At 67.7% G+C, this 13,311-nt stretch carries 10 protein-coding genes; 3 read left to right on the top strand and 7 right to left on the bottom strand.

Annotated features, from left to right (window positions below; genetic code table 11):
- Positions 1–36: 36 nt before the first annotated feature.
- The 6 genes from ACQ260_RS09815 to uvrC all read right to left on the bottom strand — a co-directional run bounded on the left by ACQ260_RS09815 (position 37) and on the right by uvrC (position 7,494).
- Positions 37–1,233 (bottom strand): phosphoglycerate kinase, encoded by a 1,197-nt coding sequence (locus tag ACQ260_RS09815; RefSeq protein WP_432559244.1) that lies wholly within the window; start codon positions 1,231–1,233, stop codon positions 37–39.
- 120 nt (positions 1,234–1,353) lie between these two features.
- The gene (gap, locus tag ACQ260_RS09810) at positions 1,354–2,358 is read right to left on the bottom strand and encodes a type I glyceraldehyde-3-phosphate dehydrogenase (protein WP_432559243.1); all 1,005 of its coding nucleotides are present in this window, start codon (positions 2,356–2,358) and stop codon (positions 1,354–1,356) included.
- Between the two features lie 183 nt (positions 2,359–2,541).
- Positions 2,542–3,522: a DNA-binding protein WhiA gene (gene whiA / locus ACQ260_RS09805; protein ID WP_432559242.1), complete on the bottom strand. Its 981-nt coding sequence runs from the start codon at positions 3,520–3,522 to the stop codon at positions 2,542–2,544.
- An 84-nt stretch (positions 3,523–3,606) separates the two neighbouring features.
- Positions 3,607–4,572 (bottom strand): gluconeogenesis factor YvcK family protein, encoded by a 966-nt coding sequence (locus ACQ260_RS09800; protein ID WP_432559241.1) that lies wholly within the window; start codon positions 4,570–4,572, stop codon positions 3,607–3,609.
- On the bottom strand, positions 4,569–5,435 hold the full coding sequence (gene rapZ / locus ACQ260_RS09795; protein WP_432559289.1) for an RNase adapter RapZ: 867 nt from the start codon (positions 5,433–5,435) through the stop codon (positions 4,569–4,571). Before rapZ ends, ACQ260_RS09800 begins: the two co-directional genes overlap by 4 nt.
- A 64-nt stretch (positions 5,436–5,499) precedes the next feature.
- Positions 5,500–7,494: an excinuclease ABC subunit UvrC gene (uvrC, locus tag ACQ260_RS09790; protein WP_432559240.1), complete on the bottom strand. Its 1,995-nt coding sequence runs from the start codon at positions 7,492–7,494 to the stop codon at positions 5,500–5,502.
- Positions 7,495–7,599: 105 nt separating this feature from the next.
- Between uvrC and ACQ260_RS09785 the strand changes: the two genes are divergently transcribed.
- From ACQ260_RS09785 to ACQ260_RS09775, 3 genes are all read left to right on the top strand, one after another.
- Positions 7,600–8,055: a Rieske (2Fe-2S) protein gene (locus ACQ260_RS09785; RefSeq protein WP_432559239.1), complete on the top strand. Its 456-nt coding sequence runs from the start codon at positions 7,600–7,602 to the stop codon at positions 8,053–8,055.
- Between the two features lie 110 nt (positions 8,056–8,165).
- A complete protein-coding gene (locus tag ACQ260_RS09780; RefSeq protein WP_432559238.1) occupies positions 8,166–9,095 on the top strand; it encodes a diacylglycerol/lipid kinase family protein in 930 nt (309 codons plus the stop codon).
- On the top strand, positions 9,092–10,249 hold the full coding sequence (locus ACQ260_RS09775) for a hypothetical protein (RefSeq protein WP_432559237.1): 1,158 nt from the start codon (positions 9,092–9,094) through the stop codon (positions 10,247–10,249). The genes ACQ260_RS09780 and ACQ260_RS09775 overlap by 4 nt, the downstream gene beginning before the upstream one ends.
- Here ACQ260_RS09775 and uvrA read toward each other — a convergent pair.
- Positions 10,246–13,299, bottom strand: coding sequence for an excinuclease ABC subunit UvrA (uvrA, locus tag ACQ260_RS09770; protein WP_432559236.1), 3,054 nt, complete (start codon positions 13,297–13,299; stop codon positions 10,246–10,248). The genes ACQ260_RS09775 and uvrA overlap by 4 nt on opposite strands.
- Between the last annotated feature and the right edge of the window lie 12 nt (positions 13,300–13,311).

Genomic DNA, 13,311 nt, shown 5'->3' with positions numbered 1-13,311 from the left:
GCATCTTCTGCGTCACGTTCACGTCCTTCTTCGGGATCAGTTGTCGGCCAGGGCGGCCAGGCCGGGCAGTTCCTTGCCCTCGAGGTATTCGAGGGAGGCGCCACCGCCGGTGGAGATATGGCCGAAGTCGTCGTCGGCGAACCCGAGCGCGCGCACCGCGGAGGCGGAGTCGCCGCCGCCCACGACGGACAGTCCGTCGACCTTGGTGAGTGCCTCGGCGACCTCACGGGTGCCGTTGGCGAACGCCGCCATCTCGAACACGCCCATCGGGCCGTTCCAGAACACCGTGTGGGCGCTGCGGATGACGTTGGCGAAGGCCTGGGCGGATTCGGGGCCGATGTCAAGGCCCATCTGGTCGGCGGGCATCTCGTCGGCAGCCACCACGGTGGCCGGGGCGTCCGCCTTGAACTCGGGCGCGACGACGACGTCGGTCGGCAGGATGATCTCCTTGCCGAGCTTGTCCGCCTCGGCCAGATAGTTCTTGCAGGTCTCGACCTGGTCCTCCTCGAGCAGGGAGGTGCCGACTTCGTGGCCCTTCGCCTTGAGGAACGTGAACAGCATGCCGCCGCCGATGACGAGAGTGTCCGCGGTCTTGAGGAGGTTGTCGATGACCTTCAGCTTGTCGGAGACCTTGGATCCGCCGAGCACCACGACATAGGGGCTCTTGGTCTCGGTGGTCAGCTGCTTGAGGACCTCGACCTCCTTCTCGACCAGCTTGCCCGCGGCGTTGGGGAGCAACTTGGCGACGTCATAGACCGACGCCTGCTTGCGGTGCACCACACCGAAACCGTCGGAGACGAACACGTCGGCACCCAGGCCGGCGTACTTATTCGCGAGCTCCACCCGCTCCGCTTCGTCCTTCGACTCCTCGGCGGGCTCATAACGGACGTTCTCGCACATCATCACGTCGCCGTCGCTCAGGCCAGCGGCAAGCTGCTGAGCGGACTCCCCCACCACATCGGTGGCAAGTTGGACGTCCTGGCCGAGGAGTTCACCGAGCCGCTTCGCCGCGGGCGCGAGCGAGAACTCGGGCTTGACCTGACCCTTGGGGCGGCCGAGGTGGGCCAGCACGATGACAGCGGCACCGGCCTCCCGCAGCGCGTTGAGCGTCGGGACCGACGCGCGGATGCGACCGTCGTCGGTGATCTTGTCGCCGTCCAGCGGGACGTTGAGGTCGCAACGGATGAGGACCTTCTTGCCGGACAAATTGCCGAGGTCGGAGATCGACTTCACCTTTGAGCCTTTCCTTCGAGTGGTGATCAATCAGTGGTCTTTCGGGCGTGCGCCGGGACGCCGACGGGGCCGCCGCTGGTGCGAACGGCCCCGTCGGTCAGTGGGTCACACGGGTCACGCTCAGAGCTTGGAGCCGACCAGGTTGGTCAGGTCGACGAGGCGGCAGGAATAGCCCCACTCATTGTCATACCACCCCAGCACCTTCACCAGGTTGCCGGAGACCTTGGTCAACTGGGCGTCGAAGATGCACGACGCCGGATCGGTCTCGATGTCCTTGGAGACGATCGGGTCCTCGGTGTAGACGAGGACGCCCTTCATCGGGCCTTCGGCGGCCTTCTTGATCGCGGCGTTGACCTCGTCGACGCTGACCTCGCGGCTGGCCTCGAAGGTGAGGTCGGTGGCAGAACCGGTGGGGGTCGGCACACGCATGGCATAACCGTCGAGCTTGCCCTTGAGCTCCGGGAGCACCAGCGACACAGCCTTGGCGGCACCCGTGGTGGTCGGGACCATGTTCAGGGCGGCGGCGCGGGAACGACGGAGATCCTTGTGCGGACCGTCCTGGAGGTTCTGATCCTGCGTGTAGGCGTGGATGGTGGTCATCAGGCCCTTGACGATGCCGATCTCGTCGTTGAGGGCCTTCGCCATCGGCGCCAGGCAGTTGGTGGTGCAGGAGGCGTTGGAGATGATCGTGTGGTTGGCCGGATCGTATTTGTCGTCGTTGACGCCCATGACGATCGTGATGTCTTCGTTCTTCGCCGGAGCGGAGATGATGACCTTCTTGGCACCGGCGTCGATGTGGGCCTGGGCCTTGGTCGCGTCGGTGAAGATGCCGGTCGACTCGATCACGATGTCCGCACCGAGGTCGCCCCACGGCAGCTTGGCCGGATCGCGCTCTGCGAACGCCTTGAAGGTCTTGCCACCTGCAGTGATGGACTCGTCGTCATAGGTGACGTCGCCGTCGAAGCGACCCAGGATGGAGTCGTATTTGAGCAGGTGGGCAAGGGTCTTGTTGTCGGTCAGGTCATTGACGCCGACGACCTCAATGTCGGCACCGGTCTCGACCAGGGCGCGATAGAAGTTTCGGCCGATGCGGCCGAAGCCGTTGATTCCAACCTTGACGGTCATGTGCTTGCTGCTCCTTCGGGGCTGCTGCGCACGCCACCATTCGACCAGGTGGGTGCTCGGACACTGTCACCCTATCGAAGCACTTCCGGAGCTAGCGCACCGGGAGTTGGAGAAGATCCGCGATGTGATATCGCCGGTTCGTTCCCTGCCGGACGGGCGGGAAACCGGCGATCCACCGGAGCCTCACTCGTCGAGCATGTCCGGGGAGAGGCTGGCCTCCGTGGTCGGAATGCCCAGATCGACCGCCCGCTTGTCCGCGGTGGCAAGCAGCCGTCGGATCCTCCCGGCCACGGCATCCTTCGTCAGTGGCGGCTCATGGAGCTGGCCCAGTTCCTCGAGCGATGCCTGCTTGTGCTCGATGCGCAGCACGCCCGCCGCCCGCAGGTGTTCGGGCACGTCCGCGCCGAGGATCTCCAGCGCACGCTCCACGCGCGCGGCGGCCGCGACGGCCGCCCGGGCCGAACGCCGCAGGTTGGCGTCGTCGAAGTTCGCAAGCCGGTTCGCCGAGGCACGCACCTCACGTCGCTTGCGGCGCTCCTCCCAGATCTTGAGGCATTCCACCGCCCCCAAGCCCGTCAGCATCGACGCAATCGCGTCGCCGTCCCGGATCACCACCCGGTCGACGTTGCGGACCTCGCGGGCCTTCGCAGGGATCTCCAGCCGACGAGCGGCCCCGACCAGGGCGAGTGCGGCCTCCGGCCCCGGACAGGTGACCTCGAGCGACATCGAGCGGCCGGGCTCGGTCAGCGAGCCATGGGCGAGGAATGCGCCCCGCCACGCGGCGATGCAGTCGCAGGTGCCGCCGCTGACCACTTGGGCGGGCAGACCGCGGGCGGGCCGGCCGTTGCTGTCGATCAGCCCGGTCTGGCGCGCCAAGGCCTCACCGTCACGGAAGACCCGGACGACATAGCGGGTGCCCCGCCGGATTCCGGAACCGTTGACCACCACCATGTCCGACTCGTGGCCGAACACATCGAGGATGGCCGTGCGCAGGCGCCTTGCCGCGACCCCGGTGTCGAGTTCGGCTTCGATGACGATGCGACCGCCGGCCAGGTGCAGTCCACCCGCGAACCGCAGTGTCGCCGCGACCTCCGCACGCCGGCAGCACGGCTTGGTCACGGGGACCGTCGCCAACTCGGCCTTCACCTGCTGGGTCAGCGCCATGTCTCTCCTCCAGCTCGTCCGGGGCACGCAGATCTGCGCCCGTGAAGCCTACCCAACCTCACAGAAACTCTTGTTGACCAATGGTCAGACCCCCATGACTTCGGCATAAATCGACGCCAGGCGCAGCGGGTCGTGCCGTGGGGTGCCGTCGCGCAGGGCCAAGTCCGCGAGGACGAGGCGAGCGCCGAGCGACTGGGCGTACGCCGGCAGGTGCCGGTCGTCCCGCGCGAACGAGGCGTCCGCGACGATCGTGTCCAGGCGCAGACGAGGCGCGTGATCAGCCAGGATCTCGACGTGCTGGGATGCCGAATAGCCGTCGGTCTCGTCGGCCGGCCGGAGGTTGAGGGTGAGGATGCGTTTGGCGGGGGTCTGCACCAGCGCCTCCGCGATCTCGGGGACCAGCAGGTGCGGGATCACGGACGTGAACCAGGAGCCGGGCCCCAGGACGACGAAGTCCGATGCCGCGATCACCTCGAGCACTTCCGGCCGGGCCGGTGGATCGGCGGGCTCGAGCCGCACCCCCCGGACTTCGCCGCTCGTCTTGGCGGCCTGGGACTGACCGCGGATCTCCGAGATCTCGTCGGGTTGCATCGGGTCGAGGCCGATCACCTCGGCCACGATGTCGAGCGGCACCGAGGACATCGGCAGCACCCTGCCCTTGGCATTCAGCAACTCCCCCACCAGGTCGAGCCCCGCGACGGCGTCACCGAGTTTCTCCCAGAGTCCCGCGATCAGCAGATTGCCGATCGCATGGCCGCCGAGCGCGCCCTCGCCGCCGAACCGGGACTGGAGCACGTCCGCCCACGTCCGGCCCCAGTGGTCGTCACCGCACAAAGCCGCCAAGGCCATCCGGAGATCACCGGGCGGGAGACAATCGAATTCCGCGCGCAGCCGGCCGGAGGAGCCACCGTCGTCGGCCACGGTGACCACTGCGGTGAGCCTGTCGGTCACTCTGCGGAGCGCCGAGAGCGATGCCGCCAGACCGTGGCCGCCGCCGAACGCGGTGACCCCGGGGAGACGGTCGAACGCCAGATCGAACCGATGCCTCATTCCTTGCCCACATCCCGGTGCAGGACCTTCGTCGGCATCCCGATCGCGCGCAGCCTGCGACCGAATTCCTCGGCCATGGCCGTCGACCGGTGTTTGCCGCCGGTGCAGCCGATCGCCACCGTTGCGAACCGTTTGTTCTCGTTCAGGTAGCCCTCCGCCACCGTCACCATGAGTTCCTCCAACTGCTGCAGGAACGGGCCGGCTGCAGGCTGTCGCAGCACATATTCACTCACCGGCTGGGACAGACCCGTCTGGGGCCGCAGCTCCGGGACCCAATGCGGGTTGGGCAGGAACCGGACGTCGATCACCATGTCGGCATCCACGGGGAGCCCGTTCTTGAACCCGAAGGACATGATCGTGACGCGCAACCGGTCCGAGCTCTCCCCCGCGTACGCATGGGTCACGCGGGACGTCAGCTGATGCACGTTCATGCGACTGGTATCGATGACGAGGTCTGCGGCCGCGCGGAGGGTCGCGAGCAGTTCCCGTTCCCGCCGGACACCGTCCAACAACCGGCCATCCCCTTGGAGCGGGTGCGGCCTGCGCGACGACTCCTGCCGGGCGACGATCACGTCGTCGGACGCCTCCACGAACAGAATCTCGGGCGTCGTGCCGGCGACCTCCAGTTCCGCGAACACGCCGGGCAGTTCCTCGAACAGCGTCCGCCCACGGACGTCCAGCACGACTGCGAGGCGGGTGATGCCTTCCGCACGGACCGTGTCATGCAGCCGGGACACCATGACGGGCGGGAGGTTGTCCACGACATACCACCCCAAATCCTCCAGCGCATGAGCGGCGGTGCGGCGGCCGGCCCCGGACATGCCGGTCACGATGACCAGCCGGACATCCTCCGCGGGATGCACCGGACCGGTCGCCGGAGTGGGATCAGGGGCGCTCGACACGGGGCCCATTATGGGCCAAGCCGCCTCATTCCACCTCGGCACCCGCACTCGGGAGCGTCGTCGAGTCGATCACCTCGCCTGTCGTGACGTTGATGGCAACCGGTTCCGAAGTGCCGCCGAGCGCTGCCTTGACCGCCTCCGCGGTGCGTTCGCCGAAGCCGGGCAAGGCCGCAATCTCGGCGACCTCGGCCGCCCGCAGCTTGCGCAGTGAGCCGAAGTGTTTGAGCAGGGTCCGCCGCCGCACCTCGCCGAGGCCGGGCACGTCGTCCAGCGCCGACTCGACCATGGAGCGGGTCCGGCGGCCGCGGTGATGGGTGATGGCGAAGCGATGCGCTTCATCACGCAGTCGCTGCAGCAGATAGAGGCCCTCGCTCGTGCGGGGCAGGATCACCGGCCACTCCTCCCCCGGGAGCCAGACCTCCTCGAGTCGTTTCGCCAACCCGCACAGCGCGACACCGGTGATCCCGAGTTCAGTCAGTGCGTCGGCCGCGGCCTTCACCTGGGGCGGGCCGCCATCGACCACGACGAGCGCTGGAGCGTACGCAAATTTCAGCGCCTTGCCGGTCGACGGATCGATCAGCGAGCCGCTGTCGGCGGCCGCGATCGTGGCGCGGTCATCGAGAAACCGCCGAAAGCGCCGGGTGACCACCTCATGCATGGAGGCGACATCGTTTTGTCCCTCGACCCCGCGAACGATGAACCGGCGATATTCGCTCTTGCGCGGCAGCCCGTCCTCGAACACGACCATCGATCCGACCACCTCAGTCCCCTGCAGGTTGGAGATGTCGAAGCACTCGATGCGCAGGGGCGGCTCGTCGAGTCCCAGCGCGTCGGCGAGTTCCTCCAGTGCCCGGTTGCGGGTGGTCAGATCGGAGGCCCGTTTGGTCTTGTGCCGGACGAGCGCCTCCCGGGCGTTCTGGGCAACGGTGTCCAGGAGCGTACGCTTGTCGCCCCGTTGCGGGACACGGATCCGGACCCGGGCACCGCGGCGGCTGGACAGGACCTCCTCGACCGCCTGCGCCGACGGCGGGAGCTGCGGCACCAGCACCTCCCGCGGGATGGCCTGGCCCGCGCCCTCGCGGATCTCGTCGTTATAGAGCTGCTGCAGGAACGTTTCCACCAGCTCCGGGGTCTCCGCGTCGTCCACACGGTCGGCGACCCAGCCGCGTTCGCCGCGGACCCGGCCGCCACGGACGTGGAAGATGCGGACCGAGACCTCGAGGGGGTCCTCGGCGAGCGCGATGACATCGGCGTCCGTGCCGTCGCCGAGCACGATCGCGTTCGCCTCGGTCGCCTTGCGCAGAGCCAAAATGTCGTCGCGCAGCCGCGCCGCGAGCTCGAACTCCTCCGCCTCCGCTGCCTCCAGCATCCGCTTCTCCAGCCGCTTCATCATCGCCGTCGACTGCCCCGCCATGAACTGGCAGAAGTCGGCGACGATTTCGCGGTGCTCCTCGGCGTTGACCCGCCCGACGCAGGGCGCCGCGCATTTGTCGATGTAGCCCAGCAGACACGGCCGCCCGGACGCCTGCGCACTGCGGAACGTGCCGTTGGAGCACGAGCGCATCGGGAAGACCCGCAGCAGAAGGTCGACGGTCTCGCGAATCGCCCATGCATGGGAATAGGGACCGAAATAGCGGGTCCCCCTGCGCCGGGCGCCGCGCCCGACGAAAACGCGGGGGAACTCCTCCGACCAGGTGACGGCCAGCCAGGGATAGGACTTGTCATCGCGGTATTTCACGTTGAACCGCGGGTCGAACTCCTTGATCCACGAGTATTCGAGTTGCAGCGCCTCGACCTCGGTCTGCACGACGGTCCATTCGACGCGCGCCGCAGTGGTGACCATGCGCCGGGTGCGCTCGTGGAGGTTCGCCGGATCCGCGAAATAGGAGTTGAGCCGATTCCGCAGGTTCTTTGCCTTGCCGACGTAAAGCACGGTGCCCGCCTCGTCCCGGAAGCGATAGACACCGGGACCGATGGGGATGGACCCGGGATCGGGGCGATAAGTGGACGGATCGGCCATGCGCCCCACAGTAATCACCCGCACCGACAGTGGTCCTCCGTCGCACGGGCCGGCCTTGGAAGTACGCTGGGCACCAGCCGACCACGTGCCTTGAGGAGTGCCGCCATGACCGAGTCCAGCCCCACCACGCCGACGTCGTCCGGCCCGTCCCGCCGGCAGGTGCTGCGCGGTGGCGCCGCGGTCGTCGCTGGGGTCGGTGCCGCTGCGACGCTGAGCGCCTGCGCAGGCGGCTCGGCGGGCGGGGCCACGGCGGAGGGCCCCCGCACGCTGGACAATCCTGTCACCGTCCCCAAGACCGAGGTGCCCGTGGGCAGTGGCGTGATCAAGCCCGACGAACGGTTGGTGGTGACCCAGCCGGCCGAGGGCGAGTTCCACGCATTCTCCGCGGTGTGTCCCCATCAGGGCTGCCTCGTGTCCCTGATCCGGAACGACTCGATCGTGTGCGCCTGCCACACGTCGCTGTTCGCGCTCACCGACGGCAGCCGCGTCTCCGGACCTGCCCAGACTGGTTTGCCGGCCCTCAAGGTGACCGACGACGGCGACAACGTCCGCGTCGGGTGACAGCCGGTCTGGTGGGCAACCGGACAACACGGCGCGGACCTGCCGTGCCACGTTCGCCGGGCCCCGTGCTACCCCTCCACACCCCACCGTTCGCGCCGCCGACCCGACCCATGCGGGTCACGGCGGTGCTCAACCCGATCAAGCCACAGGCGCGGGAAGCCCGCACCGAACTGCAGACGGCCTGTTCCGAAGCCGACTGGCCCGCGCCCGTGATCGTGGAAACCACGATCGACCGACCGGGCGGACCACAGGCGCAGGAAGCCGTCGAGGATGGTGCCGAGCTCGTGATCGCGATGGGCGGCGACGGCACTGTGCGAGAGGTCGCGCACGGGGTGGCCGGCACCGGCGTCCAGTTCGGGGTAGTCCCACTGGGCACCGCCAATCTGTTCGCCCGCAACATGGGGATCCTGCCGAACAGGCTCGGCGTGACGGTCCGCATGGCACTGCACGGCATGCTGGCCCGCGTCGATCTCGGCTTGGCGACGTTCCGGGAGTTCGCCGGAGTCGGGCCGTGGTCGGGCGACCTGCCGTTCCTCGTCATGGCCGGCATCGGCCAAGATGCACGGACGGTGGTCGAGACCCGGGACGGGCTGAAGGGCCGGTTGGGTTGGCTTGCATACATGGAGTCGGGCGCCCGTCACATGCTCAGCTCCTCCATCCGGATGCGGGTCAGCACCGACGACGCCGCGCCGGAGGAGATCACCGCCTGGACCGTGCTCGCCGGCAACTGCGGCCGCATCCCGGCCGGCATCGAAGTGTTCCCGGACGCTGTCGTCGACGACGGCCAACTCGACATCCTGCAGGCGCGGATCGATTCGCCCCTGCGCTGGGTCGGCGTCGCAGCCCAGGGGCTGTTCAAGTTGCGGAACAACGTCTCCGGTCTGCATTACCATCCGGCTGCCGAAGTGACCGTGATCCCGGAGGTGGCAGTGCCCATCCAACTCGACGGGGACGCCTATCTTCCGGTCGGCGAGGCCCGGTTCCGGGTCTGGCCCCGAGCCCTGCTGCTCCGCCTGCCACCCGGGAGGATCCGATCGTGACGGATTTCGGAGTTCTCGCCGCGCTGTTGGCCGGACGGCCCGACCCGGTCGAGGGCGAGGCCGTGCTCGATCTGCTCCGCAGTGCCGATAGCGAAGACCTCAACCGGTTTCTCCGCGAGGTGAGCGGACCGGCGCTGTTCGCGGGCGTCGACCCCGGCACCCGGACCGAACTGAGTGAGCTGCTCGGTCGCCGCCGGCGGGACGAGTTGGCTCCCGACACCCTCGCCCGCGTCGTGCACGGCCTGCAGTCCCAACGGCGGACGACGCTTCGGGACGCCGTGCTGGTCGAGATCCTGCTGAGCCGCAGCGGCACGGAGCTCACCCGCTTGAAGAACTTCATCAACACGGCCGAGGACCATCAGGATCTCGAGGATCTCGTCTATGTCGATCTCCACGAGCACGACCGGGACCGAGTGCTCGCGCATATCGCCGCGGAAGCCCAGGGCCGGGTCGTCAAGGACCCGAAGGTCCTGTCCGACATCGACGACACGGTGTTCTGCAAGTTGCACGACCGGCGGTGGCCGCGCGGAATGATTTATCCGGGGGTGCTGGCGCTGTTCGAGGCGCTGGACATCGGCTCGGACGACGATCCGTTCGACATGGGCGACCTCACGTTCGTGACGGCGCGGCCGGCGGATGCCTGGGGACTCGTCGAGAACTGGAGCCGGACGGCGCTCCGCAATGCGGGTGTCTCCCGACTGTCCGTCCTCTCCGGAACCCTGCGCGCCCTCGTCTCCAAAGAGGCCATGGCGACCCGGAAGATGGAGAACATCTCCCACTATCGCCGGTTGTTCCCCGAATACGAGCTCGTGTTCCTCGGTGATTCCGGCCAGGGGGACGTCATCGTCGCGGACCGGTTGGTGGGTGTCGAAGGCGCCGCGGTGCGATTGGTGCTGATCCATGACGTCGTGGGTACGCCGCAGAGCGTGCGGGCAGCCCACGCCGCTCGGGGCATCCACTTCCACGACACCTACGTCGGCGCCGCCGTCACCGCCTTCGAGCACGGTCTCATCTCCCGAGCGGGGCTGCTGGAGGTCGCCCGGGAAGCGGTCGGTGGTTTCGAGCGCACCCGGTGGGACAGCGTGGCCCAGCGCGACCGGATGCGGGAACTCTTCGAGCAGGACCTGACCCGGGTCGAGGAGGTGGCCGGTTAGGAGGCCGCCGGACTCGACGCCGTGCGGGCGGACGCGGTCTTCTTGACGGCGGTCTTCTTGACCGTTGTCTTCTTGGCGGGCGCCTTCCTGGTCGTCGTCTTCTTGGCCGTCGACTTTCGGGCGGATGCCTTCTTCGCCGGCGCCTTCTTCGCGGCACCCGCGGGCACGTCGATCAGCGCCTCGGGCGGCAGCTCGGCCACCGGCACATTTTTGCCGGCGAGGATCGGCTGCAGATAGCGCCCGGTGTGCGAGTCGGGATGTGCGGCGACCTCCTCCGGGGTTCCCGTCACCACCACCTGGCCACCCCGCGAGCCACCCTCGGGGCCCATGTCGATGATCCAGTCGGCGGTCTTGATGACGTCGAGGTTGTGCTCGATGACGATCACCGAGTTGCCGGTGTCAACGAGTCGGTCCAGCACACCGAGGAGTTTGCGGATGTCCTCGAAGTGGAGGCCGGTCGTGGGCTCGTCGAGGATATACATCGTCCGGCCCGTCGACCGCTTCTGCAGCTCGGTGGCCAGCTTCACCCGCTGAGCCTCACCGCCGGAAAGCGTCGTCGCGGGCTGTCCGAGGCGGACATAACCCAGACCGACCTCGTTGAGCGTGGTCAGATAGCGGCTGATGCGCGAAATCGGGGCGAAGAACTCCGCCGCCTCCTCGATGGGCATGTCGAGAACCTCGGCGATGGTCTTGCCCTTGTAGTGCACCTCGAGGGTCTCGCGGTTGTAGCGCGCCCCCTTGCACACCTCGCACGGCACATAGACATCGGGCAGGAAGTTCATCTCGATGCGGATCGTGCCGTCACCGGCACAGTGCTCGCAGCGGCCGCCCTTGGTGTTGAAGGAGAACCGGCCTGGCAGATAGCCGCGGACCTTGGCCTCCGGGGTCTCCGCGAAGAGCTTGCGAATGTTGTCGAACACCCCCGTGTACGTCGCCGGATTCGATCGCGGCGTCCGCCCGATCGGCGATTGGTCGACGTGGATGATCTTGTCGATGCGCTCCGCGCCCGAGATCGACCGGTGCTTGCCCGGCACAGCCTTTGCGTTGTAGATCCGCTTGGCCAGCGCCGTATAGAGGATCTGGTTGACCAGCGTCGACTTGCCGGATCCCGAAACACCCGTCACCGCCACGAACTGGCCGAGCGGGAAGGGGACGGTGACATTGGCGAGGTTGTTCTCGGTGGCTTCGTGGACGGTGACATCACGGCCCGGCACGCGGGGTCGCCGCGTGGCAGGCAAGGGGATCGCCCGACGACCGGAAAGATAGTGACCGGTGATGGAGGTCGGGTGCTCCACAAGCTCGTGCACGGGACCCGAGACCACCACCTCGCCACCGTGCTCACCCGCCCCGGGGCCGATGTCGACGGCCCAGTCGGCGACACGGATCGTGTCCTCGTCGTGCTCGACCACGATGAGCGTGTTGCCCATGTCACGCAGCTTCAGCAGGGTCTCGATCAGACGCTGGTTGTCGCGCTGGTGGAGACCGATGCTCGGTTCGTCGAGCACATAGAGAACGCCCACCAGGCCGGCGCCGATCTGGGTCGCCAGCCGGATGCGTTGAGCCTCACCGCCGGACAGTGAGCCCGCCGCGCGGGACAGGGTCAGATAGTCGAGCCCGACGTCGAGCAGGAACGTCAGGCGCTGGTTGATCTCCTTGAGCACCCGCTCGGCGATCTGAGCCTCGCGCTGCGACAGCTCCAGCCCCTTGAGGAAGTCGACGGCATCACCGATCGACAGGTCCACCAACTCCGCGATGTTGCGGCCCCCGACCGTCACCGCGAGCGAACTCGGCTTGAGTCGCGCACCGTGGCAGGCGGTGCACGGCACCTCCCGCATATAGCCCGCGAACCGGTCCCGGGTCGTGTCGGTCTCGGCCTCCGCGTGCCGTCGCACGATGTAGGGCACCAGCCCCTCGTATTTCGCCGAGTAGGACCGTTCCCGCCCATAGCGGTTGCGATAACGCACCAACACCGGATCGCCGATGCCGTGCAGCACGATGCGACGCGCCTTGGGAGTGAGCTCGCGCCACGGTGTGTCCGTGCGGAACCCCTCCTCCTGCGCGAGCGAACCGAGCAGGCGGGTGAAATAGTCCGCGACGTGCGCGCTCGACCACGGCGCGAGCGCACCGTCGTCGATGGACTTGGAATCATCGGGGACGACGAGCTCGGGATCCACCTCCATGCGCGTGCCCAGCCCCGAACACTCGGGGCAGGCCCCCCACGGGGCGTTGAACGAGAACTGCCGCGGCTCGAGCTCGTCCATCTGTAGTTCGTGCTGGTTGGGGCACGCCATCCTTTCGGAGAAGGTGCGCTCCCGCTGGGGGTCCTCGGGGTCCAGATCGACAAAGTCGATCGTCACCAGCCCATCGGCCAGCCGCAGCGCGGTCTCGATGGAGTCGGTCAGCCGTTGTTTGGCGCTCTCCTTGATCGCGATGCGGTCGACCACGACCTCGATGGAGTGCTTCTGCTGCTTGTTCATCGTGGGCGGGTTGGCGAGCTGGTGGGTCTGCCCGTCGACGCGCGCCCGCGCGTACCCATCCGCCGCCAACTGCCGAAACAGGTCCACGTATTCGCCCTTGCGGCCACGCACGACGGGCGCAAGCACCTGGAACCGGGTCCCCTCCGCCAGTTCCAGCAGTTGGTCCACGATCTGCTGCGGCGTCTGCCGGCTGACCGGTTCGCCGCACTCGGGACAGTGGGGGCGCCCGGCCCGCGCGTACAACAACCTCAGGTAGTCGTAGATCTCGGTGATGGTGCCGACGGTCGAGCGCGGGTTGCGGGAGGTCGATTTCTGGTCGATCGACACCGCCGGGGACAGTCCCTCGATGAAGTCGACGTCGGGCTTGTCCGCTTGGTCGAGGAACATCCGTGCGTACGCCGACAGCGACTCCACATAACGCCGCTGGCCCTCGGCGAAAATGGTGTCGAAGGCGAGGCTGGACTTGCCGGATCCCGACAGACCCGTGAACACAATCAGCGAATCGCGCGGCAGATCGACCGACACGTTGCGCAGATTGTGGACGCGGGCACCCCGCACTATTAGCTGTTCCATCACAATCAGCGA

It is taken from the genome of Ammonicoccus luteus (genome assembly GCF_050880385.1).
Classification (GTDB): Bacteria; Actinomycetota; Actinomycetes; order Propionibacteriales; family Propionibacteriaceae; genus Enemella.
The sequence above is the reverse complement of the archived record's forward strand: the minus strand, read 5'-3'. Positions and strand labels throughout refer to the sequence as shown.